Consider the following 26,481-nt stretch of genomic DNA (forward strand, 5'->3'; position numbering starts at 1 on the left):
AACAAATTCATAACCCGAAGGTTCACAATTTGATGGATTCCTTTTGGAACAGCTAAAAAAAATCGAAAAGCTCTAAATTGCACCCTCAAACCTAAACCAACCTCCATTTTGGACAGTCAGGCATTTCTTACGATCTACAAATCGGATCCTTTTTTTCAGACATTTTCTGATTCCATTCACAAAAAAACTCAGAGTCAATTTCAATTGAAGGGAGTTTCTGGAAGTTTGGACATGGTCCTTTTTTGCACGTATTTTCAAAAATATGGAGGAGTACATTTGATCATTGCTCAAGACAAAGAGGAAGCTGCCTATCTCAATTCTGATATTCAGAACCTACTTTCTGTTGAGGATTACTTGATTTTCCCTTCAAGTTTCAAAAAAGCCTACCACTATGAGGAAGTTGACAACGCCAATGTCCTCTTAAGGTCTGAGGTTCTCAATCAGGTTTTGGAATCCAAAGGAGAAGACAAAATCATCATCACCTATCCAGAGGCTTTGTATGAAAAAGTAATCAACAAACGATCTCTTCAGGAAAACACATTCATTGCCAAAGTCGGTGAAAAGGTAGATATGGAATTCGTTTCTGAGCTTTTGGTCAGCTACGATTTCGAGAGAACAGATTTTGTTTACGAACCGGGCCAATTTGCTATCAGAGGAGGAATCTTGGATGTTTTCTCTTTTTCGAATGAAAACCCTTACCGAATCGAACTTTTTGGCCAAGAAATAGAAAGTATCAGAACATTTGATCCTGAATCCCAACTTTCGATAGCAGAGGTGCCTCATATTTCTTTGATTCCAAATACGCAGACTAAACTCTTACAAGAGGTTAGGCAGTCATTTTTGGGCTTCCTTCCAGAGTCTACTAAACTTTGGATCAAGGACTACCAGCTTACGGCTGATGTGATGACTGAGTGTTTTCACAAAGCAGAGCAGGAATTTGATCAGATTTTATCCAAAACCAATAAGACGAAAACAGTCCTTCATCCAAAGGATCTTTTTGAAACCGGTAAGGACTTCGCTGATCAAGCCAAAAACTTTAGCCTGATCGAATTTGGGAAACAATTCTACCTCAAAAATGCCGAAGCTCTTGTTTGGGATTCTCAACCCCAACCTTCTTTCAATAAGAATTTTGATTTACTAGTCTCCAGTCTTTCAGAAAATGAAAAGAAAGGCTTTACTAATATCATCACAGCTGAAAATGAAAAGCAATTAGATCGATTGCTGGGGATTTTCACGGAGTTAGATCCTACTCTTCTGGTGCAGACCATGAGATTGGGCCTTCGGGAAGGATTTGAAGACAGAAAAACTAAGCTAGTTTGCTATACGGATCATCAACTTTTTGAAAGGTTTCACCGCTATAAAACCCGGAAAAAAGCAAGTAAATCAAAGGCTCTCACTATTAAAGAGTTGAAGGCCCTACATCCGGGTGATTACATTGTCCATGTGGATTATGGTGTCGGGAGATTTGCTGGACTAGAAAAAGTCGAGGTTGGAGGAAAGATGCAGGAAGCTGTCAGATTGGTCTTCAGAGATGATGATTTGTTGTATGTGAACATCCATTCCCTTCACAAAATCTCGAAATATTCCGGACAGGAAGGACAAGCTCCATCCATGTCCAAGCTGGGTTCTCCTGATTGGGAAAACAAAAAGAGAAAAGCCAAGAAGCAGGTAAAAGACATCGCCAAAGATCTGATTGCGCTCTATGCAAAAAGAAGAGGTGCTCCGGGATTTGCTTTTGCCAGGGATTCAGTTTTGCAGGTTGAATTAGAAAGCTCCTTTATTTATGAGGACACACCAGATCAAGCTTTGGCCACTTCTGATGTGAAATCAGATATGGAAAAATCCTACCCGATGGATCGATTGGTTTGCGGAGATGTGGGCTTTGGAAAAACCGAGGTTGCGATTCGAGCTGCCTTTAAAGCTGTCAATGACAGGAAACAAGTTGCCATCCTGGTACCTACTACCATTTTGGCGATGCAGCATTATCAAACGATCAAAGAACGTTTGTCTGCTTTCCCTGTTAAGGTAGATTATATCAATCGATTTAGGACTGCGAAGCAGGTTCGGGAGATCGTTGAACAAGTAAAAACTGGGGAAATCGATATTCTGGTAGGTACTCATAGAATTGTCAACAAAGACGTCCAATTCAAAGATTTAGGGCTTTTGATCATCGATGAAGAGCAAAAATTTGGCGTAAAAGTCAAAGATCAATTGAAAAATCTTCGGGTGAATGTGGATGTATTGACTCTGACAGCAACTCCAATTCCTAGAACTCTTCATTTCTCTCTGATGGGAGCAAGAGATCTTTCCGTCATTGCCACTCCACCACCAAACAGGCAACCCGTTACTACTGAAGTTCAGACTTTCGAGGAAGAAGTGATCCGTGATGCAGTAGCATATGAGCTAAGAAGAGGAGGTCAGGCCTTCTTCGTTCACAATCGTGTGGGAGAAATTGACAGTATCGCCAACTTGATTATGAAACTGGTGCCAGATGCGAGAGTGATCGGGGCCCATGGACAAATGGATGGCAAAAAGCTGGAACAAATCATGGTAGATTTTATCAATCATGAATATGATGTCCTTGTCTCAACCAACATCATAGAATCAGGATTGGACATTCCAAATGCCAATACCATTATGATCAACCGAGCACATATGTTCGGAATGAGTGACCTTCATCAAATGAGAGGCCGGGTTGGTCGAAGCAATAAAAAGGCATTCTGTTATCTATTGACACCTCCAATGTCTGGATTGACTCCAGAGTCCAGGAAACGACTTCAAACATTAGAAGAGTTTTCTGATTTAGGAGATGGATTCAAGGTAGCAATGAAAGACTTGGATATTCGAGGTGCTGGAAATCTTCTAGGAGCAGAGCAAAGTGGATTTATCACAGATCTGGGCTTTGAGATGTACCATAAAATCCTGGACGAGGCTGTTCAAGAATTGAAAGAAAATGAATTTGCTGCTTTGTTCGAAGTGGACCTGAAAGAAAAAGTCAAAGTATTGGTTCAAGATTGTACCATCGAAACCGATTTGGAATTACTGATACCAGAGAATTATGTCAGCAATATTTCTGAGCGTTTAGGATTGTACTCGAAACTTGATTCCATCAAAAATGAAGAGGAATTAGAAAAGTTTGGATCTATGCTAGATGATAGATTTGGACCGATTCCAGAAGCAGTTGTAGATCTAATGGAAACCGTTAGGCTAAGATGGAAGGCGGAGAAATTGGGAATCGAGAAATTGGTTCTAAAAAGCGGTCAGATGAAATGCTACATGCTACCTGCTTCAAGAGATGACTTCTATTCATCTCCTATCTTCCAGAAAATCATGCTATTTGCACAATTGAATTCCAAATACTTTAAAATAAAAGAACACAAGAATCGTTTGATTCTTACGGTCAGCGAAGTTTCCGGGATTTCGAAGGCTCAAAATTGGCTGAAAGAGATGCTTGAAAGCTAATTTTTAAAAAATTTAACTGGCATAAATATTGCAGTTTTGCACAAAAATTTTGCAGGATTCTCCCGATTTGGGCCATTTTTGGCTTTTTCGAGAAAATATCAAAGTTAATAATCATTGGAAGTGCCTATGATTGACTTTATATTAGCACCTTAAAACTTGATCTAAACTCCTAGAATATATGCGTTTCAGTGACAAATCTTGGGGAATGTGGGCAGCAGCGTTGATGATCGTCGGCGGCTCCGTACTTTCCTCCTGTAACAAAACCCCAGGTTATGGCCGAAGAACAGCCAATAAGCCAGGTAAAAAAAGTGCTACAACTGGAGCTGAGTTCTCTTTTGACGAACAAGACACCACTCAATTTTTCGTAGCTAAAAATGCCGAGCAGATTCCTGGTCCAAATTTGAAGTTTATCCAAGGTGGTCGAGCTGTATTGGGTTCTCAAGAAGAGGATGTGATGGCGCTTCGCGATAACTTGGAAAGAACTGTCACAGTTGCAAACTTCTACATGGATGAAACTGAAATCACGAACAATGATTTTCGTGAATTCCTCTTCGACATGAAAAAGCATGTAAGTGCTGATTCACTTTTAAAATTGGAGCCTTCTGAAGATGTCTGGGGTGGAGCTTTGTCATTCAATGACATGTACCAGTCTTATTACTTCAGATTCCCTGGTTTTAACTTCTACCCTGTTGCTGGTGTTTCTTGGAAACAAGCAAATGTCTATGCAAAATGGAGAACCGAATATGTTGAGAATCTAATTAGAGAAGAAAGAGGAATTGATTCTTCTTTTACAAAGCCTCAATTGATCGAAAGAGGTGTTGCGATGGCTGATTATAGATTGCCAAGTGAAGCAGAATGGGAGTATGCTGCTAAAGCAATGATCGGAACGCAATATTTGGATGAAAATCAAGAATACGGACGTATCTATCCTTGGGATGGTCGTGGTGTTAGAAACCCATACAATGTGAAGCGTAAAGGTAAGCAAGGTGATTTCCTAGCTAACTTCAAAAGAGGTCGTGGTGACTACGGAGGTATTTCCGGTAACCAAAGAAATGACGGTGAAATCCTTCCTACCAACGTTTATGATATGGCTCCAAATGATTTCGGCTTGTATCACATGGCAGGAAACATGAATGAGTGGGTTTATGACGTATACAGACCATTGACTTATCAAGATGCTGATGACTTGAACCCATTGAGAAAAGATGGTTACGGGGATGAAATGGAAAACTATGAAGTTTCTGTAATCACTGACGAAATGAGAGTCTATAAAGGAGGAAGCTGGAGAGATGTTACTTACTGGCTAGCTCCTGGTACCAGAAGATTTATGCATCAAGATTCTGCTACCAATGACATTGGATTTAGATGTGCTATGATCTCCATCGGAGAGCCTGGTAAATAATCTTAAAGAACATATTACATGAAAAAGCCCCGAATTATCGGGGCTTTTTTCGTTAGTAGCTGAATGTTTCTAAGGAGTCCCAATCCATTAATTTCTTCAACAAATCAAGATCTCCAGAATAAGCATCTAATGTAGAAGGATTTGATGGGTAAGAGTTCCCGTCAAATTTTACAAGTCTATTATCTCCACCGCTATATACTATTAAATTATTCCAGCCATTTGACTTTTCAGTGTCCAAATAAACTGGCATTCTCGTGACTGAAAATTGAGTGATGATATCTCCATGATGACTTAAAAGAAGAAAAGTACATCCACCAGATCCACAGAAATAGGGTCCGGTCAATCCTACCAATATTTCCTTATTTGAATCGTCATTTAAGTCTACTTGAACATACTTATATTTTCTACTTAAGGAATCTACAATTCCAAGGTCTATGTCCTCTTTGAATTGATCCGTCAGAGTTAGTCCTATTAGCCTCTGGATGTTTTCCTGATCTTCTTGTGTAAACTGTTCTGGAGCCTCAGTAAGTGTATCTTCCTCTTCCAAAATCTCAGTTACCACTGTCAAATCTTCAAATGATTTGGTCTCCCTACAGGATGAAATCAAGATAACAAGTAGGATACTCGCTAATGGTAGTCTCATAAAACACCAATTGAATTTATTAAATAATGTAGGAGTAAATCCTCCTACATTATTTAGACATGATTAGATAATCTTAAAATCTTAAGCCAGCAGTTAAGAAAAACCCTCTCGAATTTCCCAAGTCAATATTCGTAACATCCGTTTGCAAATTGGTCGCCGACCATTGATAAGATGCGTCTATATAAATAATAGAAATATCTACCCCTGCTCCTGCAAACACTCCCCATTGAGGAGACGAAATTTCGTCTTTGTCCAAAAAGTCACTGCTGGTCCCTGTCACGATAAAACTGGAAGCTCCACCAAATGCTCTTAGACCAAATGAAGACTCAGAATTTCCCAAAATATTGAACCCCAAAGCCAATGGAATTCTAATACCATGATAGGAAGCATCTGTCACTGGTCCAGAATCTACCGTCGTATACTCAAACGATGAGTTTTGATAGAAAATCCCAGGTTCAGTGTAAAACTTGTTTCCGAAAGCAAAACTTGCTCCAACTTGCCAACCAGTCTGACCTGTGGCATCCGCCCCATCTCCAGTCACATTTGTGAAATTTAATCCTGCTCCAGGCTTAATAGTTGTCTGTGCCATAAGGCTTGAACCGACAAAAAAGATGAAGCAACAAGTAATCAAAAACCTTTTCATAGCTCTTTAATTAATAGTTGAATAAAATTATTTATGAATTTAACATTTTGAAAAACAAATTGTTATCCCCCAATAGAATAAACTTATCAACTATTTACTTCAGAGTATTTTTATTGTTTAGATAGTGTTTTGAATTACATTATTTTAAAAACTAAATATTAGCACATACTCTCTTAATACCTACTAAAGCCACCATTTTACCTCTTGTTTATTTTTTTTACCAATAACCTTTACCATTATCTAACTTGATCCTAAATCAAACATTTGAAAATGAACCTAAATATTAAACTACGCCAACTAGTCTGTGCGGCACTGGTGGGAATGGCATTTCCAGCCTTCTCTCAGGTCACCTATCAGGCGCCTCCCAAAGCCATTGCAGACTTGGTCAATGCACCGAGTACTCCATCTGTTTCTTTCTCAAAGGACGGTGAATGGATGATGCTTTTGGAAAGAGCAGACAATCCTTCTATTGAAGAACTTTCTCAACCAGAATTGAGAATTGCTGGTCTACGAATCAACCCTGCTACTTCTGGTCCAAGTAGATCAAGAGGAGTGGAAAACATCAAAATCAGAAAAACAAAAAGCGGTGAGGAAATCCAAATCACAGGACTTCCATCTAAGGCTTCCATGGGTAGTTTTTCTCTTTCCAAAGATGAAAAATACCTAGCCTTCATCAATACTGAATCGAATGGAATCAGCCTTTGGGTGGTAGATTTGTCTACTTTCGCAGCAAAGAAATTGACTGATGGAATCTTAAATGATGTCATGGGAAATGTCTTGATTTGGACTCCAGAAAATCAGCTTTTAGTGAAAGCTGTAAACCCAGCAAGAGGAGCAATGCCACAAGCTCCATCCGCTCCTGCAGGGCCGGTTGTTCAAGAGACTTCAGGAAATGCAGCTCCATCTCGTACCTACCAAGATCTTTTGAGCAATCCATATGATGAGACTTTGTTTGCCTATTTCATGGATTCTCAGCTTCAGTTGATCTCCTTGGATGGCACTAGCAAAACTGTTGGTCCTAAAGCGATGATTAAGTCTTTTGACTTGTCTCCTGATGGATCCTATATCTTGGTGGATATCATCAAAAGACCTTTTTCCTATTTGGTACCAGCTTCTAGATTCCCTTATGATGTAGAAATTTGGTCTAAAACAGGTCAAAAAGTAAAAACATTGGCTCAAATTCCTTTGGATGAAGTAAGGCCAACAGGTTTTGATGCTACCGTAACTGGTCCTAGAAACATCAACTGGAGAGCAGATAAACCAGCTGTATTGTATTGGGCTGAAGCTCAAGATGGAGGTGATGGCAAAGTAGAAATGGAGGAAAGAGAAATTGTCTACACGCTTGCTGCTCCATTCTCTGGTCAAAAACAAAAATTGGCTACAACTTCACTTAGATTCGGTGGTATCGCATGGTCCACAGATGATTTTGCCGTTTTGAATGAAAGATGGTTTGGTGCTAGAAGAGAAATCCGTTCTGTAATCGATCCATCTAATCCTGGTGCCGGTAAAAAAGTAATCATCGATCGTTCTTACGACGATATTTACAATGATCCGGGAGATCCAATGTTTACCGAAAATGAGTATGGCAGAAATGTATTGATCAGAAAAGGTAATGTTCTGTTTATGACTTCTGAAGGCGGAAGCCCAGAAGGCAGCATGCCCTTCCTATCCACATTTGACACGAAAACAAAAGAGCAGGAAATCCTATGGAGATCTCAAGCTCCGTATTATGAAAGAGCTGTCAAATTGTTGAGTGATGATGGGAGTGAGTTTATCACTATCAAAGAAAGTACTGATATTCAGCCAAATTACTGGTTGGTTAACACGAAAAAAAGAATTGCTCCGCAACAAATCACCAACTTCGCTCACCCTTTTGAGTCTATCAAAAATATCAACAAGCAATTGGTGAAATACAAGAGAAATGATGGATTGGATCTTTCTGCGGTGATCTATACACCAGAAGGTTATGACCCTAAATCAGATGGTCCTCTTCCAGTTTTGATGTGGGCTTATCCTAGAGAATACAAATCCGCTGAAATCGCTGCTCAAGTAAGAGGGTCGAAATACAGATTCACAAGATTGAGCTGGGGTTCTCCAATCTATTGGGTGACTCAAGGATACGCGATCATGGACCAAACAGAGATGCCAATCGTAGGTGAAGGCGATAAAGAGCCAAATGATTATTTCATCGAACAATTGGTTGCCAATGCTGAAGCTGCAATCGACCATATTGTCGAACTAGGAATCGGTGATAGAAATAGAATTGCTGTAGGCGGACACTCTTACGGTGCATTTATGACAGCAAACTTGCTTTCTCACACGGATTTGTTTGCTGCAGGTATCGCAAGAAGTGGTGCTTACAACCGTACATTGACTCCTTTTGGATTCCAATACGAGCAGAGAACATATTGGGAAGCTCCAGAGGTGTATTTCAATATGTCTCCTTTCTCTTTTGCTCACAAAGTGAAAACTCCAATCCTTTTGATCCATGGGCAAGCTGACAACAATTCTGGTACATTCCCAATCCAGTCTGAGCGTTATTACAATGCTTTGAAAGGTCATGGAGCAACTGCTAGATTGGTATTTCTACCAAATGAAAGTCATGGCTATGCAGCGAAAGAATCCATTTTGCACACCTTGTATGAAATGGACAGCTGGTTGGATAAATATGTGAAAAACAAGAATAAAATCGACACTTCTAAGTAAGTAGAATTAAGCAAAAAAAGCCCTTCCAGTAATTTGGAAGGGCTTTTTTTAATACAAGAATCCGAACAACCAAAGGGGAATAATATTCCCTACTCCTATTTCAATATCATTTTTTACCAGATACGAATCTGGAATTCCTTGAATTTGAGATTGATTTTTATTCCTTCCTCCAACTTCAAAAACCCATTTTTCATCTAAGATGAAATCTCCCTTTTCTGCCAAATTTACTTTGCTTACTACAGCTGATTGATTAGCGAAAAATGTCTCACGAATTGTTCCTATCTGAGCACTGCTTCCTGCTAAAGCATAAAATAGAGATGGGTTATTCAAATAAATTTTTTCAGGCTTGGTTAAAGCTCCGATTCCAGAATTTACTTTATGGAGATTTTGGATGATTCTGGCTCTATCCAGTAAATCCAAAGCTCTCAATAGGCTAGGTCGGGAAATCCCTGATTTTCTTGCCAACTCAGAAACATTGGGAGTGAAAGGTACCGAGGTGCTGATCAAATTGATCAATTTTTTCAACTTAAAAATCATTTCAAAATCCATGTTTTCAACTGCATTGATATCTACCTCCAAAGTCAACTGAAGCGTCTTTTGAAACTTTTCAGGAAAAGATTCAACTCCTTCTTTAAAATAAGGATAGGCACCATAGTGGAGATAGTTTTGAAAAAGTGGAATTGGTTTTAACTCTGATAAAATGTCTGAGGTAAATTCGACATGGCTTTTTAGTAAATCTTGAAGTTTTACAGATTGAAAAACTTGGCCAGATTCTAATTGAATAAATTCCCGAAAGGATAATTCAGGCAACAAATATGTGACTAATCTTCTACTTAAGTCAGATTCGCCTTTGTAGATCTCCAAAATAGAAGATGACGTAAACACTATCTTCAACTCTGGTAAATTATCATAGATTAACTTCAATTCCCGGGACCAAGAAGGATACTTATGGATTTCATCTAATAGGAGATAGCGTCCGCCTTTCAGATTGAATTCTTCCGCAAAATCAAATAAGCGGTGATCCGAAAAATAAAAGTCGTCCAAACTTGCGTACATGGCAGTCCCATCCATTGGCAAGTCCTTTTTCAAATGCTGAAGTAGCAAAGTAGTTTTTCCTGCCCCTCTTGCACCCAAGATCCCAATCATTCTTTCTTCCCAGCGAATTTGATCGATCAAAAATCGCTGAAAATCAAGTGACACCAAACGCACCTTATTTTGAGAGCGAAGTAATAATGATTCCATATTGTAAAATCAATTTTACATAAAGTTACCAATTGTGTTAAACAAAACTAACATTTCTAGCGCTTTTTTGTAAAATTTAATTTACATAAAAGAGCCCTTCCAACAGATGTTTGAAGGGCTCTTTTAATAATTTACCTAAGAATAATTATCCTAAATCTGTTCCCCACATAAGGATCAAGAACAAAATTCCGATGACTATTCGGTACCAGCCAAAGGCTGTAAAACCATTTTTTGAAACATATTTCAAGAACAATTTCACCGCAATCCAAGCGGAAATAAAAGCTACCAAAGACCCGACAGCCAGCATCATGATTTGAGCTTGAGTAAAAACCAATTCGGATTTAATTAAGTCATATCCCCCTGCAGCTATCATGGTTGGGACGGCCAACAAGAAGGAAAACTCAGTCGCTTGTTTTTTGTCCAAGCCATTGAATACCCCGCCGATGATGGTAGCAGCTGCTCTGGAAGTACCTGGAACCATGGATAGACACTGGAACAATCCGATGAAAAAGGCATTCTTGTAAGAAATATCCTCTACTTCAGCCAATTCAGATTCTTTGCTGACCACTTTTTTATCGATCAAAATCAAGATAACCCCACCGATAATTAGGGAAATAGAAACCACAACTGGATTGAATAGGTATCCTTTGATGATGTCATATGCCAAAAGCCCAACAATCGCTGTCGGGACAAATGCTGCAAATAGTTTGTAATAAATTTGTAGCCCTCTGAAAAAACGCTTGATGTACATCAGCGCAATCGCCAAAATCGCTCCCAACTGAATAAAAACTTCGAAAGTTTTCACGAATTCATCATCGTGAATTCCCATGGCTGCTGAAGCCAAAATCATATGTCCTGTGGAAGAAACTGGTAAAAATTCGGTTAGCCCCTCTACGATGGCTATGATAATTGATTGAAATAAAGTCATGCTTGGTGATTAGAATTTGTGCAAAAATAAGAAACCCAGTTTCTATGACTAGTTAATTTTTATAAAGGTCTTTCAAGATCTGAGGAATTTTCATTTCTTACCATTAACTAACGTCATCATTATGAAAAATTACATTTTTGGTTTAGTCTGTCTTTTAGTAAGCTTTTCTAGTTTTTCGCAAGATCTACCAGAGGAAAAAACCCAATCCAAAATTCAGGAAATCACCCTCTTTTTAAATGGAGCACAGGTTTTTGAAAAAGCTGAAACCAACATCCCTTCAGGGGAGTCTACTGTGGTGATCAAAGGACTATCTCCATACCTCGAAGAAAAAAGTATCCAAGTCAAAGCCTTGGGGAACTTTACAATTCAGGCAGTGAACAAGCGGATGGATTATCTCACTGAAGATGCGATGAGTGAATCAACTCAAAAGATTGAAAACCAGATTAAAACTTTAGAAAAGGATATCCAAAAAGAGGAATTGAGATTATCTGTTTTGGCTGAAAAAGTCAGTCTATTGGATGTTAACAAAAAACTAGGTGGAAATCAGAGTCTAACATCAGCTGAATTTAGACAGACATTGGAACTCTATGATACGGAGCTGATGAAGATCAAAACTGAGCAATTGACTATCCATGATAGAATATCAGAAAGCTCCAAGGAAATCAGAAAACTTGAAAATCAAATTAATGCCATCCGAGAAAGCAATAGAGATTCCAAAGCTGAAATCCGGATCAGAATCAAAGCTCCATCGGCTGGAAAAGCCCAGTTTGAATTCAATTATTTAGTAGCGAATGCAGGTTGGTTTCCAAAATATGATGTTCGAGTAAAAAATGTAACTAGCCCACTAACTATCAACTACAAAGCGGAAGTTTATCAGAATACTGGAGTGGACTGGAAGGATGTCAAACTTCGTTTTTCCAACGGAAATCCCAATCAAAGTGGAGTAGCTCCCAATCTGGATAAATGGAATCTGAATTATGCCAGATTGACGGTTTTCGAACCTCGAAATACACAGCCTTTCAATGGCACTGTCAGCGGTGTGGTGGTAAGTGCAACAGATGGAGAACCATTGCCAGGTGTTTCAGTTTTGGTCAAGGGAACATCCATAGGGACTGTTACGGATTTTGATGGAAGATATAGCATTACGATTCCATCCAATGGGAATACCTTAAACTATTCTTTTATTGGATACCAAGTTCAAGAAACACCAATCCGAAGTAGATCCTCCATCAATATTTCTTTACGGGAAGATATGCAAGCATTGAATGAAGTGGTGACAACAGGGTATGGAAATAGAAATAAAAGAGCATTAACTGGTTCTATAGTGGAGGTAGCTGATGAAGAATCCGTATTTCCTCCCCCATCGGCTCCAATTCTAGAAACCACCTTCCAAGAAAACCAGACAACGGTAGAAATTGAAGTCACTGAACCCTACTCCATCAAAACGAATGGTGAACGGACTTTGGTTGACTTGAAAGCCTACGATATCCCGGCCAATTACCAATATAAAGCCATTCCAAAAATCGACAATGATGCCTTCCTAATCGCCCAAATCAGTGATTGGAATCAATATTCTTTACTCGAGGGAGAAAGCAATTTGTATTTCGAAGATGGTTTTGTGGGGAGATCAATCTTGAATGCAGCCTCTCTGGAAGATACACTTTCAGTCTCCATGGGACGGGATCGAAGCATAGTGATCCAGAGAGAAAAAGTGGATGAATTTGCCAAAAAGCGAACGATTGGCTCCAATATCACCGAAAGCCGAGGCTATGAGATCACTGTAAGAAACAATAAATCCCAAGCTGTCAATCTTCAGATTATTGATCAGATTCCTGTCTCTGTGAATTCAAATATCACTGTTGAAGTGGGAAATATTTCTGGTGGAATACTGAATGAAGAAACTGGGATCATCACTTGGAATATCACCATTCCACCAGGATCTCAGGAAAAATTGACTTTTCAATATGAAGTGAAATATCCTAAAAATGAAAAGGTGGTTTTGGATTAGGAAAAGAAAATAATAGCCCCCGGTTTAAACCGGGGGCTATTGATTAATCTACCTTATCAAGCGTCATTTCGAAAAACTGAAACCATTCGGTCCCCATATTATATTCACCGATTTCGTGCCACTGACCGGATTCATTGATCTGGATCACATAGCGAACTTGCTCTGTGGGATACCAATACAAAACTTCTCCTTTCAATTCAGCTTTGAAACTTCCGCTAGTGCCACTTTGGAGGAATGAGTTAAAAGCAAACTGGCCACTTTCTTCTTTAGGAGAAATAACTGCCAAAGCATTGTGTATAACTTTTCCATTCGAAATCCCCTTTCCTTCTATCATCAAATGGGTCCCGCTCAGTTGCATTTCCACCTTTTCAATCTGTTCAAAAGTGTGACGTTGTTGATCCGGAGTGATCATCCACCCGCTTCCTTTCCAGTCTCCAACCAGAAAAGCTAAAGCTTCCATTTTTTCCTGAGCCACAGGACTCAAGTCATAACTCTGTCCATGGGCCAGATTTAAAAACCCCATCATACAGGCTGCAAACAGATAAATTTTGAATACTGTTTTCATGATATAAATTGGTTTATATTATAAACTTTTTTTAGAAAATTTTTTTATGTGATGTATTTTTTGAGGTTTTCTACATAGGATTCGAAGGCTTTCACACCTACTTGGGTGATTTTACAGGTAGTCAAAGGTCTTTTACCACGAAAAGACTTTTCGATTTGGACATACCCTGCTTTTTCCAACTTATCCAATTGGACAGAAAGGTTCCCTGCAGTTGATTCTGTTTTCTCTTTAATAAAGGTAAATTCCGCCTCATCCACACTCAGGAGCAATGACATCACGGCCAACCGCAACTGAGAATGCAAAAGAGGATCTAATGGTTTAAACTCGCTCACGATACTTCTTTTTCATGTAATAGCCGGGCACAAGATAACCCAAAATGACAGCAATTCCGGACAGCAAAAACTGTTGAGAAACCGGTAATAGAAAAGCTATCACTGCTGCTACCAGCAATAAAACCCCTCCATTTCTGACTATTGAAACTTGAATCAAAGCTCCTGTAACAAACATCCCAATACCCGTAATAATCAGAATAACAGGGTTTTGATTAAACCCCAATACTGGCATAAAAGCCAAAGTGATCATGATTCCGGCAAATACCACCATCCACAATTGATTGACTACCTGGCTAATGTGGGACTTGATCCTTTCCTTTTTAGAATTTTTGAATCCATGCCAAAAGCTTACAAAAACTGCCGGCACTACCAGCCACCAAATCATGTAAGGTTTTTCATATCCTAGGATCCCTAAAGCATAATGTCCCAAATTGCAAATCGCAATTACCCAGCCCCAAAGGAGCAACTGAAAACCACCGTCTCCGGCAGTATCTTTTTTCGCCTTACTTATCATCTCTGTGATGATACTCAGCGACTCTTCACTGGTTAATGATTTTTCCATATTGTTCCGTTTCTAAAGACATAACGGGTTAAATATAAATAGGTTTATTTTATAAACTATTTTATTTATGAAAATATTCGAGAATTAATCAATTTTCTCTATACTTAAATTTATAATTCAAACTTTTAAACATGGCAAAACCGCTTTTTTCAACACTATTCATCTTATTTTCAAGCATTTCTATTGCACTTTCACAAGCTGAATTTAAGGCTGATTACCCTCAAAAAGTCAATGAAATTCTCGCAAAAAGTTTAAAATTTCCCGCCGAATCTCGTCAAAAAAGAGAAGGCGGGAACATACTTCTTTCGATAAAAATAGATTCAAAAGGGATGCTGGATAGCGTCTTTGTTTTGGAAGAAAGTCATGCACCATTGATGAATGAAGTGATGAAATCTGTTGCAATTTTAAAAGAAAACTGGGAGCCCGAATACCTAGAAGGACGTGAATTTGATACTAAATATTTGTTGAATTTTAACTTCAAATCTGAGTTGGCTAGAGGAAGGCCAATTAGCTATAAAACTGCAGTTTCAAAATTAATTGAAAAGGAAAAATACCAAGAAGCAATGGAAGAAATAGAGCGTTTGATAGCAGAAAATCCTTATGACCCAGAACTCTATTTTTTAAGATCTCAAGTCTATAATAATACTGGAGAGACTACGAAATTTCAAGAGGATTTTATGAAGACTCGGTACCTAAAAAAAGAGATGCTTAGTACAGTAATTATTCAAGCAGTAAGGTAGTTTTAAGAAGGTATTGAGTGACCAAAATCAATCCTAATTCACCTCTTTTTAGAGAAAATTAAACAGTATTTTTAGACTATATTTTTTCATTATACAATGATCATAAAAACAGAAACATTTTATCCTGTAAAAAGCAATTTTTAATGCCGGGTTTTCCTTTCTTAAGGGCCAAAAAAGCCTTAAATTAGCCAATAAACCGACATTATTATCGAAAGTTCAAAAAGCGCCCAACCTTCCTTTTTCAAAAGCATTCAACCTTGGGTTTTCTTCCCTTCAGCTGCTTTAATTCTCATCTTTGTCACCCTTACTTTGATCTTTCAAGAATCCGTCGGATCCTTGTTTGAATCATTGCAGGCACTGATCTCACAGGACTTTGGCTGGCTCTATGTAATTGCCGTCAATGTGGTCCTTGTTTTCTGTATTTTCCTGGGATTTGGCAAGTTCAAAACTATCCGTCTCGGAGGCCCTAAAGCCAAACCAGAATTCAGCACTTTTGCTTGGCTCAGCATGCTCTTTAATGCAGGGATCGGATTGGTATTGATGTTCTACGCAGTAGCAGAACCCATCAGTCATTTTACCAATCCTCCGATAGGCGAAGCTGGAACTTTGACCGCCGCCAAAAATGCATTAAATCTTTCCTATTTGCACTGGGGTCTTCATGGCTGGGGAGTCTATGCATTAATGGGATTGGCCATTGCATTTTTTACTTACAATCGAGGTCTTCCTTTGGGAGTAAGATGGATCCTTTATCCCATTTTGGGCGACAAACTGAAAGGTCCAATCGGCCATTTTATCGACACTATGGCAGTAGTAGCCACCATGTTTGGACTAGCTACTACCTTGGGATTGGGGATTCAGCATATCAATTCCGGAATGAATTACCTCTTTGGGGTCAAAGAAAGCCCGGAAGTTCAAGTAATCCTTATTGGAATCATCACTATTTGTGCCACTATCTCAGTAGTTTCTGGTCTTCATAATGGGATCCAGCTTCTCAGTAAAATCGCTTCATTTATGGCGATTATCCTGATGGCATTTATGCTTATTGTTGGACCAACCTTGTTTATTATTGGGTCTACAGTCCAAAGTACAGGATTCTATATCCAAAGCTTGATAGGTACAGCAACATGGATGGAAATCTTCCAAGGCACCCATTGGATGGATGGGTGGACCTTCTTTTATTGGGCTTGGTGGTTTGCCTGGGCGCCTTTTGTAGGACTATTTATTGCAAGAATTTCCAAAGGAAGAACAATCAGAGAATTTATTCTGGGTGTATTACTTGGTCCAACAGCAGCTAGTATTGTTTGGATTTCCATTTTTGGAAGCACTGCATTTCATGTCGAACTATTCGGAGCAGGCGGAATCAGTGAAGCAGTTCAAGAAAATATCAACACTGGTTTATATACTCTCCTTCAAATGTTCCCGCTTCCCTATGTCAGTATCCTATTTGTGGTAATGGCAGGAGTAATTTTCTTTGTCACGTCCTCAGATAGCGGATCCTTAGTCATTGATTTTATCACGAGCGGTGGAAAAGATGACACTCCGGTGAAACTGAGAATTTTCTGGGCATTGACCGAAGGAGCAGTTGCTTCGGTTCTTGTTTTAGGTGGTGGATTAATCGCCTTGCAAACAGGATCTTTGGTCACGGGCTTACCAGTTTGTGTCCTAATGCTCCTAGTTTGCTACTCAGTAAACAAAGCCTTGAAAAAATATATGGAAGAGAAAAAAGAAAGCCAGGAATAAGAAATCCCTGGCCTTTAATTGCTACTCAAAGCTCTTCAAAATTGAATTTGAAGAGCTTTTTTCACGCTTGATTAATCTTGCTTTTTGTAAAAAGGAACGTGCTCAGGCTCGAGCGGCTTATTTCCCAAAATGATATCAGCAGCTTTCTCAGCAACCATCATGACTGGTGAATAAATATTCCCATTCGTCACGTAAGGAAAAACAGAAGCATCCACTACTCGTAGATTTTCCACCCCATGAACTTTCAAGGTTTTCGGGTCAGTCACATCCATTGGTCCGACACCCATTCTACAGGTAGCACAAGGATGATATGCGCTTTCTCCTTCTTTGGCTACAAAATCTAGGATCTCTTCATCAGTCTGAACGTCCTTTCCAGGAGACAATTCTTCTCCTCTCAATTCTCCCATTGCCTGGGTTTCAATGATTTTTCTGGAAAGCCGAATCGCTTCTATCCATTCTTTCTTTTCTTTCTCGGTAGAGAGGTAATTGAAAAGGATACTTGGATATTCTGTAGGGTCAGCTGATTTGATTTTCACCCGACCTCTCACGTCAGTATTCATAGGTCCGACATGAAGTTGGAAGCCATGTCCTTCTTTAGGAGCGGATCCATCATATCTGATTGCAATTGGCAAGAAGTGAAACTGTAGGTTTGGATATTCTACTTCATCATTCCCTCTAATAAAACCACCTGCCTCAAAATGATTAGAAGCACCGACACCTTTCTTTCTAAACAACCAGTCGAAACCAATTTTTGGTGCTCTCCAAGGGCTCAGTGAAGGATACATACTCACCGGTTTTTTGCAAGCCCACTGAACATATACTTCCAAGTGATCTTGAAGATCTTCTCCTACGCCAGGCAAATCATGGACTACAGGAATCCCCAAACTTTTCAAATGCTCAGCATTTCCTACTCCAGAAACTTGCAAAAGCTGAGGAGAATTGATAGCCCCTCCACAGGAGATGATCTCTTTCCCGTAGACTTGCTTGATTTTTCCTCCCTGCTTGTATTCAACTCCAACTGCCTTCTTTCCTTCAAACAAAATCCTCAAAACAGTCGCTTGAGTTTCTACATGTAGGTTTTTGCGCTGATCCTTGATAGGATGAATATATGCTCGAGCTGCATTGAGCCTTCTAGAATTGTAGATCGTCTGGTCAAACTTGCCGAAGCCTTCTTGCTGATACCCATTCACGTCATCGGTCAAAGGATAGCCAGCTTCTTGAACTGATTCAAAAAAGGCATCAAAAAGAGGATTATCACATTCAGGAGTCGTCAATTTCAGATTCCCTTCGTTACCTCTATAATCATCTCCTCCAATCAATCTCTCTTCTACTCTTTTGAAATAAGGAAGACAATGTGCATAATCCCAATCCTCCAATCCTTCATCTTTGGACCACTTTTCGAAATCCATGGCATTTCCACGAATCCAAATCATACCATTGATACAGGAAGAGCCACCCAAAACTTTTCCTCTCGGCTGAGCAATTCTTCGATTGTTCATGTGGGGCTCTGGATCAGAAGAATACCCCCAATTGTAGTTGGTACCTGTCAAAAGGTAAGTCAATGCTGCCGGCATGTGGATTCTAAAATCCCATTTATAATCCGGTCGACCAGCTTCTAAGACTAGGACTTGATTTGCTGAATTTTCACTAAGTCGATTGGTGAGAACGGCACCAGCAGAGCCTCCACCAACAATGATATAATCGTACGTCATCAATCGTATTTATTTCCATGAATAAGATAGACAAGGTCTCCTTGCTTGAGCTTGAATCTAATCTTAATTTGTCTCTTCAATAATCCAATAATTCAAATAACCAGAAGGTGTTTCCAACACAATTTTGTAGAAATCAGAATCCAAACCTTCGGTTGAAAAGGAGAATTTACCATCTTTTAGATTTGCTTCCCCCATTGATTTATATGTGTCTTTACCTCCAGTTTTGAATTCGTTTGTTGTGCTCACCCAAACCTGACCTTTTTCTGCTTGAGAAAGCGAATGCCATGTCAAATCGATGGAATCTCCAGCTTTAACAGCCTTCAATTGGCTAGCATCTACCTCCCCAATGAAAGGAACTCCATCTAGTTCCATTGCCTCTTCTTTAGGGATTTCAAGGTTTAGGAAATTAGCGATGGAAGGCAAAATATCTACTGTTTGTCCTCTCTCTGCAAAGTGAGCATTCAAATCTTCCGCATTCGTAGCGATCCAAATACTTCTCTCTCTATCACTCTGACCTCCATGTCCATAGCCATCATCCCCTCTTCCATGATCCGTGGTGATCACGATCAACCAGTCCTCATTGAAGTTTGCTTCTCTTTCCATGATTGCATCCCAGACTCTTCCAATTTGGACATCAGCTTTTTCTACTGCATCGACGAATTGTGGGCTATTTCCAAACATATGAGACATATCATCTGTAAACTCTAGATACATCCAAGAAAGATCCGGGGCGTTTTCACTAATTGCTTTAGCGGCAGCTTTGGAAACTTCCTCGTCAATATTATGGATGAAAATTCTTTCATCATCATGTGGATATTTGACAGTATCCAATTCCAAACCATCGAAATGGTAATCGAAAGTCAATCCACCCGTTTGAGGAAGTTCTGCCCCAGCCAATTTGGTTCTATTATCCAACCAAGTGGAGAAAATCCCAATAGATTTATCTGGATGCTGGTCCTTGAACAACCTAAATATTGTCGGATAATGATAGTTTGGGTCTTTGATACTATTTCCCCAAACGTTGTGCTTGTTTGTCCAAACCCCTGTCAATACTGAATTGTATCCAACTGCAGAAATCGTAGGCGTTTGGCTATAGCCATCTTTTTCACCTCCCATGGTAGCTCGCATGAACCCACCTTCTGCAATGATTTTATCCAAATTTGGAGTTGCAACAGAATCTATGACATCATCAGGGATCCCATCAACAATTACAAAGAGTACTTTTTTTTCAACTGACTCTTCCTTTTTTTCTGGAGTAGAGCAACCCTGAAATAGCAATATGCCGGAGCAAATTGCCCAAATAAATTTCTTCATTTCGTTGTGTGTAGAACTTTAGAAAGCCCGGAGGTACTCCCCGGGCTCATATTGGTTTCTAATTTAAATTAATCCCACCCAAAAATCTGAGTAAGATTCGGGTTAAGTGTCACTTGCTGGATAGGAACCGGTCTGTAATAATACTTCGGCTCTTCAAAGGTTCTGGTTTTTGTTTCGGTAACCATATTTCCTCCGTTTTCCCCATTCTCTAAGAATACTCCAACATTTTCATCGATAGTTCCTGCTTTGTAATAGATCAAATCAACACCCAGGCTATTTTGCTCTTTTTCATCTCCTACAGGAATATCTGCATCTTTATTGATCAAAATGATGTCTTCAATACCGTCTCCAGTCATGTCATATTTTCCAAGACCAGGGAAATACATTCCTTGAGGAATTTCAGCTAGAAGCTGACCAGCATTCCATCTCATCAAGTCATCATAACGATAGCCTTCCATGGCCATTTCAATTCTTCTTTCTCTTCTGATTTCCAACAAAACACCTTGATTGGAACCAGAAACTTGAGAATATTTATCAACAAGGAATTGATCAGGATTAGCATTGGCTTCTGCCATAGTCAAAGCTGGCATTCCAGCTCTAGTTCTTAGCACATTGATTGTCGCATCAAGATCCGATTGACTTAGCGTATTCAATTCAGCTTTTGCTTCTGCCAAAGTCAACAATACTTCTGCATATCTGTAAACTGCAAAGTCAACACTCGCAACATCAATGTTATCCACCGTGTTTTTATAGCCTTTGATTTGATGATAACCCGTGAAGTTTTTGTTCAAAGTTTGAATGTATGGCGTCGAATTTGGAGCCAAAATCCATCCTGGATATGCGACAGTCTGTGCTAGTCTAGGATCTCTATTTTGGAACTCCTCTACAAAAGTCATCTCTTTATATCCATCAATATCAGTATAAGGAGTCCCGTCTGCCATCAAGTAAGTCATGACTAAATCACGGGAAGGAGACTGCTCATAATCCCCAAAAATTCCTCGATTATTATCACTGCTTCTGTCTTTGTTGACATCGTAAGCATTATTCAGAATCACTTCAGGATTTCCGGTCAAATTTGTACTGGTAAACAAAGTTCCGTAGTCACTTTGAGGATTTCCTGTCATGTAAATAGAAAACATTCCAGACTCCATGATTTCTGTCGCCTGATCCACAGCCATCTGCAAGAAAGAATCTGCAGATGCCTCCAATCCTAACTCAGAATGGTATTTTCTATACGTTCCTTCATACAAAGCAACTCTTGCAAAGAACGCTTTCACAGCATATAAATCTGGAGTTCCTTGAGGAACTGACTCTCTTACATTTGCTACTGCAAATTCTAGATCTTCAATCACATTTGCCATCACGACATCTCTTGGATCACGAGCTTTGTAAAGATCTTCATCACCCGGATTCAACGTCTTGTCATACCATGGCACATCAGAATAACGCTGGACCATGTCAAAATAGAAATAAGCTCTGTAATACCTCGCCAAACCAACATAGTGAGAAACTACCTCATCAGAAGTTGAAGTTTCTGCTTTTCCATAATTGTCCAGAAAGTAATTGATATTTCTTAATCGGCCCCAATTCCAACCACTGGTCACAGTTTGGGAAGATGGAGTACCTGTCATGATATTTTTGATTTCCACAGCTGCTGTGGTAGCCATATTGTCGCTGCTTTGGTCATCCAAAAAGCTGCCTCTACCAGGCATGGATAACAAACCATTGACATAAAGCTCAAGATCTTGCTCTGTTTTGAAAAACTCTTCAGGAGCTACAGATGTTTGAGGATATCTGTCCAAGAAATCTTCTTGGCAAGATGATAAGGCAAACATCGCCCCGATTATTACTATATATTTTTTCATGATTTTATCCTTCTTAATTATAAATCGATATTAACCCCAAATGATAATTTGCGCTGGAATGGATAAGCCCATCCATAGCCATCATTGATTGCTTCAGGATCTATAAATTTCTTGATGGAAGAAAACTCAAATAGGTTTTCACCGGATACAAACACTCTTACTCTATCTACTTTGATTTTATCGGTAATTACTTCAGGGAAAGTATAGCCAAGAGTCACATTTTTGATTCTCAAATAAGCTGCGCTTAACAAGTATTTTGTCTGAGGAATATCCAGACCAGAACCATAATTGTTATCTGCCAACCAAGACTGAAGAATTGGATATTCTGAATCCAAATTAGCCTCTGCTAATCCAGCATCGATATAGGATTGAGAATGTTGAGCCATTAAGGCTTCGCTATCGGCCTGACCTCTGTAGAAGTCTAGATTCCATGGATAAACATTCGCATAGGGCTGCTGATATGGCCCCCAGAACAAGTAGTGATGAGGATAGTAATCTCTTTTTCCAACACCTTGAACAAAAACTGACAAGTCAAATCCACTCCAAGCAACATCTACATTTGCTCCATATCTATATCTGGCAGAAGTATTTCCAATCACTTGAAGATCTTTTGGGTCATCGGTGGTCTGACCTCTTTCGATTTTGCCATCACCATCCAAGTCCACATATTTTGGCCAGCCAGGTACGATGTCCAATGCTCCCCAAGGGACAATAGCAGATTGATCCAACTGCTCGATCTCATCTTCGGATTGGAACATCCCGTCATTTACCAATCCCCATAGCTCACCGATTTGCTGTCCTACTCGATAGTTGGAGAACAAATTCTGCTCATTTTGGAATTTGGTAATCTCAGATCTAGAGTCTGAAAGAACCAACCTCATTCCGAAATTGACAGGGTTGGCTGTACTTCCATAAGTATCTCTATAGCCCAAAGTCAATTCAAATCCTTTGGTTCTTAAATCAGCTGCATTTTGCTTTGGAGGACTTGTTCCCAATACACCTGGCAGCTCAACAGGATCCGTCAACATTCCTTTGGTATCCCTCACAAAGTAATCAAATGATCCAGTGATTCGATCAGCCAGCATTCCGAAGTCCAAACCGAAGTTGGATGTTACCACCTGCTCCCAAGTGTAGAAGTTGGGATCAACAGCCAAGGAAGGAGATGAAGTGATTATAGTTTGTCTATCACCATTGATCAAGTAACTAGATAGGCCAGTAGGCAAAGCCTGAATATATCCGAAGTCACTTACATTTTGGTTACCCAATCCACCGTATGATGCTCTAAGCTTAAAGGTAGAAACCGTATTAGTCAAACCGGAAAAGAAATCTTCATCCATCATCAACCAAGAACCTGAAACAGAAGGGAAGAAGCCCCATCTATTGGAAGAAGGGAACCTAGATGAACCATCATATCTCCCATTCAATTCAAGTATGTACTTGTTTTTGAAAGAATAATTTGCTCTTCCGAAGACACTTCGCGTACCGTAAGTGCTGTAAGTAGGAGTGATAAAGGCATCACCAGTTGTCAATCCGATATAAGGGAGAGAAGAGGAAATCAAAATTCTCTTTTCAGCCTGAATAGTGCTGTAGGTATAGCTCTGCTGGTTATATCCAGCTAGAATTCCGAAAGTATGGTCTCCCAATGTTTTTTCGTAGCGACCGTATAGGTCTAGAATGATATCTGACAAGTCTCCATTTCTTTCGATCACGGACCCATCACCTCCTGCAGCTCTTACATCACCAGGACCGTATCCGATATTGTATCTTCTTTGGTCTCTGTGATATTTCCATTGCTCTCTTTTGAAACTAGCATTGGCATTCACTGTCAGGTCACCATTCAAGAATGTACCAGTCGTTCTGAGAATATTGTGGAAACCAAACATATTCTCTTCGTTTTTACCTCCATCGGTCAACCTACCAGCAAGTCTACCAGCGCTAGTGTTTGCCCAAGTACCATCAGGGTTCACAGCGACATCAGTTGGCTGTAGATAGTAGATATCTGTGATGCTATTGGTTGGATCTGCTCGCTTGGTTTGATAGATATTTAGGTTGTTATCCACATTCAACCAAGGCAATGGATTAGCCGTCACTCTTGATCTCAAGGAGTATCTATCCCAATAATCATCCGCTAGTTTGTTCAAACCATTCTCATTGGTATAGTCACCAGATACGTAATAAGAAACTGGAACTTTTCCACCACTGCTTCCACTGATGGAAAGGCTATGGTTTTGAGAGAAAGAGGATGGACTGAAGAAGTAATCATACCAGTTGTTGTTCCCCATATATGCCCAAAGATTTGGGTTGTTAGGATCCAATCGGGTATCTTCCACAGAAGGATCTTCAGATCTTTCCTTTGCCCACTGATAATGCTGATCAGAATAGTTTACATAATCCCAAGGAGTATTATTAGTAGAAGTCTCCAATACTCTGGAGTAGATATATGGATCTGTCACTGGCTCAACCAAAACTGTTGGTCTACCCCAAGAGAAATAATTATTATAACTGATCTTTTGTCTTCCTTCTTGGCCTTTTTTGGTAGTGATCAAAATCACCCCGAAAGCAGCTCTTGCTCCATAAATAGCAGCTGAGGCGGCATCTCTTAATACTGAGTAAGACTCAATATCTGATGGATTCAAACGTAGCAAGTCACTGTTGTTTCCTGCTACACCATCAATCACGATAAGTGGACCACCCCCATTAATGGAAGTAAATCCACGAATATTAATGTTTGGAACAGATCCTGGACGACCTCCTTGATAGGTGATGTTCAGTCCAGGGCTCATTCCCTGAAGACCTTGAACCAAGTTTGCAATCGGTCTATCGATAATATCTTCACCACTTACTTGATCAACTGCACCGGTTACATTGACTTTTCTTTGAGTGCCGTAACCAACCACCACCACTTGATCTAGAAGAGTATCTTCTTCCTTAAGGGTGATATTGATAGTCGACTGACCATCGACAGGCATCTCAATCGTTTGATAGCCGATAAAAGAAAAAATCAACACGGAGTTTTCTGAACTGGTTGAAATGGAGAACTCTCCATCCAAACCTGTAATGGTACCGTTTTGAGTTCCTTTTTCCAATACAGAAACTCCTGGCATCCCAAGCCCCGAATTGTCAGTAACATTTCCTTTCACTTGAGTCTGAGCAAGTGATTGAAATACCACCGCCAGCATGACCAAAGCCCATAGCCCCATCCCTCTTATGAAGGTGTGCCGGACAGAGATTCTTCGTAAAACGTGTTTCATAAATTATTCTATTGATTTGATTCCTTGTCCAATTTTTTATTCCAAAACCAAACAGTTTACACCATTTTAAGAATTGAGTTTATTGAATATTCATTCAATATTAAATATTGTAAATTACTTATCAAAGGAATTTAATTTCATTTCTTAATATCTTAACGAATAATTAATACTGATAAAGGAAATTTTACACAGAAGAAAAAGCTCGATAATAACTTGCCTGAATTAGGAGTTATCCCCATTAAAAAATGCCTTACCACCTATCTATAGAAGGAAATTTGGAAGATGACTTAACATTGAATTTGTAGCCAAAAAGAAAAAAGCAGCCTATCTGGCTGCTTTCCATGATTCTCAAAAAAATCGCTTTTACATTAATGGGAAATAGTCATTTTCCACTTTCCCATCTTCATGAAGTTTGAGGATCGCATAACCTGGAGGTGTTTCTAGGTAATATTGCTTACCTGCAGACTCCCCATCACCTTCACCCCACCAAAATCCACTTAGAGAACCGTTACAGAAGTAATGAACATCATTGTACCAAGTTCTATCCAATAGATGCTGATGACCACTTAGACAAACTCTGACTTTGTCTTTATGCTTGTAGAATAATTTCTTCAATTCCTTGTGATCCTTATGTTGTCCTCCAACCAAAGCGTTGGTAATTGAAGTAATTGGAAAATGAGACATGATCAAAGTTGGAGTTCCTGCTGGAATACTTTCCAAATCCTTTTCCAGCCATGCCATTTGCTCATCTCCCAAGCTTATCCCTTCATGATTCCCATCCAAAATGATAAAGTGCCAATTCCCCTTGTCAAAACTGTAATATTCAGAAGGTATCCCTAACCTTTCTACCACATAAGGCTTTCCATACATAGGCTCCTCATCTTTGTTTGGTACATCCCACCAAGGATCATGATTTCCAATACAGCTGTAAACATCATCTTCCTTTATTTCTTCACGAAACAAATCCCAAGCTTTCCATTGCTCTAGCATTCTTTCTTTCGTGACTCCATCATATGACGCATCATGAATACTATCTCCACCATTTAGGTAAAAATCCGGCTTATGTTTTTTCACTAATTTGAGCCAAGCCAAAGCTCTATTTGGAATATCGTCTTCCGGCCTAATATGCACGTCGGTAATATGCGCCACTGTCAAATATGATTTCTTGGCCTTCTCTTCAGCCTCTGCGGGAATACTATTTGATACTGCAACTCCTGCAGAAAGCAAGGCCGATTTAGTTAAGAAACTTCTTCTCTTCATTCTGGATATTTTCGATTCTAGATTCTGGTTTTCAATATTTTAGTGCAGGAAAACAACAAAAACTGAAACATTTTTGTTGAATGACCATTCAATATTATGTATTGTA

18 protein-coding genes are annotated in these 26,481 nt (G+C 39.4%); 6 read left to right on the forward strand and 12 right to left on the reverse strand.

Features of this window, described 5'->3' with window-relative positions; translation table 11 throughout:
- Positions 1 to 108 precede the first annotated feature (108 nt).
- Together mfd and gldJ are read left to right on the forward strand one after the other, a co-directional pair.
- Complete coding sequence (gene mfd, locus BUF13_RS08140; protein WP_073571281.1) at positions 109 to 3,462, forward strand: transcription-repair coupling factor; 3,354 nt, start codon at positions 109 to 111, stop codon at positions 3,460 to 3,462.
- Between the two features lie 178 nt (positions 3,463 to 3,640).
- Positions 3,641 to 4,864, forward strand: a complete 1,224-nt coding sequence (gene gldJ, locus BUF13_RS08145) for a gliding motility lipoprotein GldJ (protein WP_073571282.1) — start codon at positions 3,641 to 3,643, stop codon at positions 4,862 to 4,864.
- 52 nt (positions 4,865 to 4,916) lie between these two features.
- On the opposite strand, the gene BUF13_RS08150 is transcribed toward gldJ, so the two are convergent.
- Together BUF13_RS08150 and BUF13_RS08155 are read right to left on the reverse strand one after the other, a co-directional pair.
- Entirely contained in the window at positions 4,917 to 5,507 is a 591-nt protein-coding gene (locus BUF13_RS08150; protein ID WP_073571283.1) for a hypothetical protein, read from the reverse strand.
- 73 nt (positions 5,508 to 5,580) lie between these two features.
- Positions 5,581 to 6,150, reverse strand: a complete 570-nt coding sequence (locus BUF13_RS08155) for an outer membrane beta-barrel protein (protein WP_073571284.1) — start codon at positions 6,148 to 6,150, stop codon at positions 5,581 to 5,583.
- 270 nt (positions 6,151 to 6,420) lie between these two features.
- On the opposite strand from BUF13_RS08155, the gene BUF13_RS08160 reads away from it, so the two are divergent.
- Positions 6,421 to 8,856, forward strand: coding sequence for a S9 family peptidase (locus BUF13_RS08160; protein WP_073571285.1), 2,436 nt, complete (start codon positions 6,421 to 6,423; stop codon positions 8,854 to 8,856).
- 48 nt (positions 8,857 to 8,904) lie between these two features.
- Here BUF13_RS08160 and BUF13_RS08165 read toward each other — a convergent pair whose 3' ends face one another.
- Positions 8,905 to 10,098, reverse strand: a complete 1,194-nt coding sequence (locus tag BUF13_RS08165; protein ID WP_073571286.1) for an AAA family ATPase — start codon at positions 10,096 to 10,098, stop codon at positions 8,905 to 8,907.
- Positions 10,099 to 10,243: 145 nt separating this feature from the next.
- The gene (locus tag BUF13_RS08170; protein WP_073571287.1) at positions 10,244 to 11,026 is read right to left on the reverse strand and encodes an undecaprenyl-diphosphate phosphatase; all 783 of its coding nucleotides are present in this window, start codon (positions 11,024 to 11,026) and stop codon (positions 10,244 to 10,246) included.
- Positions 11,027 to 11,147: 121 nt separating this feature from the next.
- On the opposite strand from BUF13_RS08170, the gene BUF13_RS08175 reads away from it, so the two are divergent.
- Positions 11,148 to 13,034 carry a mucoidy inhibitor MuiA family protein gene (locus BUF13_RS08175; protein ID WP_073571288.1) on the forward strand — a complete coding sequence of 629 codons (1,887 nt, stop codon included), beginning with the start codon at positions 11,148 to 11,150 and terminating at the stop codon, positions 13,032 to 13,034.
- Positions 13,035 to 13,077: 43 nt separating this feature from the next.
- Here BUF13_RS08175 and BUF13_RS08180 read toward each other — a convergent pair whose 3' ends face one another.
- From BUF13_RS08180 to BUF13_RS08190, 3 genes are read right to left on the reverse strand one after another with little or no spacing between them, the layout of a single operon-like run.
- Complete coding sequence (locus BUF13_RS08180; RefSeq protein WP_073571289.1) at positions 13,078 to 13,599, reverse strand: hypothetical protein; 522 nt, start codon at positions 13,597 to 13,599, stop codon at positions 13,078 to 13,080.
- 44 nt (positions 13,600 to 13,643) lie between these two features.
- Positions 13,644 to 13,931 carry a winged helix-turn-helix domain-containing protein gene (locus BUF13_RS08185; RefSeq protein ID WP_134204385.1) on the reverse strand — a complete coding sequence of 96 codons (288 nt, stop codon included), beginning with the start codon at positions 13,929 to 13,931 and terminating at the stop codon, positions 13,644 to 13,646.
- On the reverse strand, positions 13,918 to 14,493 hold the full coding sequence (locus tag BUF13_RS08190; RefSeq protein ID WP_073571291.1) for a threonine/serine exporter family protein: 576 nt from the start codon (positions 14,491 to 14,493) through the stop codon (positions 13,918 to 13,920). Before BUF13_RS08190 ends, BUF13_RS08185 begins: the two co-directional genes overlap by 14 nt.
- 131 nt (positions 14,494 to 14,624) lie before the next feature.
- On the opposite strand from BUF13_RS08190, the gene BUF13_RS08195 reads away from it, so the two are divergent.
- On the forward strand, positions 14,625 to 15,233 hold the full coding sequence (locus BUF13_RS08195; protein ID WP_073571292.1) for an energy transducer TonB: 609 nt from the start codon (positions 14,625 to 14,627) through the stop codon (positions 15,231 to 15,233).
- A 249-nt stretch (positions 15,234 to 15,482) separates the two neighbouring features.
- Entirely contained in the window at positions 15,483 to 16,973 is a 1,491-nt protein-coding gene (locus BUF13_RS08200) for a BCCT family transporter (RefSeq protein ID WP_073571293.1), read from the forward strand.
- A 71-nt stretch (positions 16,974 to 17,044) separates the two neighbouring features.
- Here BUF13_RS08200 and betA read toward each other — a convergent pair whose 3' ends face one another.
- The 5 genes from betA to BUF13_RS08225 form a co-directional block, all read right to left on the reverse strand.
- Positions 17,045 to 18,685 carry a choline dehydrogenase gene (betA, locus tag BUF13_RS08205; RefSeq protein ID WP_073571294.1) on the reverse strand — a complete coding sequence of 547 codons (1,641 nt, stop codon included), beginning with the start codon at positions 18,683 to 18,685 and terminating at the stop codon, positions 17,045 to 17,047.
- 63 nt (positions 18,686 to 18,748) lie between these two features.
- A complete protein-coding gene (locus tag BUF13_RS08210; protein ID WP_073571295.1) occupies positions 18,749 to 19,999 on the reverse strand; it encodes an alkaline phosphatase family protein in 1,251 nt (416 codons plus the stop codon).
- Positions 20,000 to 20,067: 68 nt separating this feature from the next.
- Positions 20,068 to 21,864, reverse strand: a complete 1,797-nt coding sequence (locus BUF13_RS08215) for a RagB/SusD family nutrient uptake outer membrane protein (RefSeq protein WP_073571296.1) — start codon at positions 21,862 to 21,864, stop codon at positions 20,068 to 20,070.
- 17 nt (positions 21,865 to 21,881) lie between these two features.
- Positions 21,882 to 25,115 carry a SusC/RagA family TonB-linked outer membrane protein gene (locus BUF13_RS08220; RefSeq protein WP_083586404.1) on the reverse strand — a complete coding sequence of 1,078 codons (3,234 nt, stop codon included), beginning with the start codon at positions 25,113 to 25,115 and terminating at the stop codon, positions 21,882 to 21,884.
- A gap of 363 nt (positions 25,116 to 25,478) precedes the next feature.
- Positions 25,479 to 26,375 (reverse strand): metallophosphoesterase family protein, encoded by an 897-nt coding sequence (locus tag BUF13_RS08225; protein WP_073571298.1) that lies wholly within the window; start codon positions 26,373 to 26,375, stop codon positions 25,479 to 25,481.
- Between the last annotated feature and the right edge of the window lie 106 nt (positions 26,376 to 26,481).

It is taken from the genome of Algoriphagus zhangzhouensis (genome assembly GCF_900148515.1).
GTDB lineage: Bacteria > Bacteroidota > Bacteroidia > Cytophagales > Cyclobacteriaceae > Algoriphagus > Algoriphagus zhangzhouensis.

Excerpts from the sequence above, each read along its gene's own strand:
- BUF13_RS08155 (WP_073571284.1), bottom strand. The coding sequence starts at position 6,150 with ATGAAAAGGTTTTTGATTACTTGTTGCTTCATCTTTTTTGTCGGTTCA.
- BUF13_RS08195 (WP_073571292.1), top strand. The coding sequence starts at position 14,625 with ATGGCAAAACCGCTTTTTTCAACACTATTCATCTTATTTTCAAGCATT.
- BUF13_RS08175 (WP_073571288.1), top strand. The coding sequence starts at position 11,148 with ATGAAAAATTACATTTTTGGTTTAGTCTGTCTTTTAGTAAGCTTTTCT.
- BUF13_RS08225 (WP_073571298.1), bottom strand. The coding sequence starts at position 26,375 with ATGAAGAGAAGAAGTTTCTTAACTAAATCGGCCTTGCTTTCTGCAGGA.
- BUF13_RS08215 (WP_073571296.1), bottom strand. The coding sequence starts at position 21,864 with ATGAAAAAATATATAGTAATAATCGGGGCGATGTTTGCCTTATCATCT.
- BUF13_RS08220 (WP_083586404.1), bottom strand. The coding sequence starts at position 25,115 with ATGAAACACGTTTTACGAAGAATCTCTGTCCGGCACACCTTCATAAGA.
- gldJ (WP_073571282.1), top strand. The coding sequence starts at position 3,641 with ATGCGTTTCAGTGACAAATCTTGGGGAATGTGGGCAGCAGCGTTGATG.
- BUF13_RS08170 (WP_073571287.1), bottom strand. The coding sequence starts at position 11,026 with ATGACTTTATTTCAATCAATTATCATAGCCATCGTAGAGGGGCTAACC.
- betA (WP_073571294.1), bottom strand. The coding sequence starts at position 18,685 with ATGACGTACGATTATATCATTGTTGGTGGAGGCTCTGCTGGTGCCGTT.
- BUF13_RS08165 (WP_073571286.1), bottom strand. The coding sequence starts at position 10,098 with ATGGAATCATTATTACTTCGCTCTCAAAATAAGGTGCGTTTGGTGTCA.
- BUF13_RS08210 (WP_073571295.1), bottom strand. The coding sequence starts at position 19,999 with ATGAAGAAATTTATTTGGGCAATTTGCTCCGGCATATTGCTATTTCAG.
- BUF13_RS08150 (WP_073571283.1), bottom strand. The coding sequence starts at position 5,507 with ATGAGACTACCATTAGCGAGTATCCTACTTGTTATCTTGATTTCATCC.
- BUF13_RS08180 (WP_073571289.1), bottom strand. The coding sequence starts at position 13,599 with ATGAAAACAGTATTCAAAATTTATCTGTTTGCAGCCTGTATGATGGGG.
- BUF13_RS08190 (WP_073571291.1), bottom strand. The coding sequence starts at position 14,493 with ATGGAAAAATCATTAACCAGTGAAGAGTCGCTGAGTATCATCACAGAG.
- BUF13_RS08160 (WP_073571285.1), top strand. The coding sequence starts at position 6,421 with ATGAACCTAAATATTAAACTACGCCAACTAGTCTGTGCGGCACTGGTG.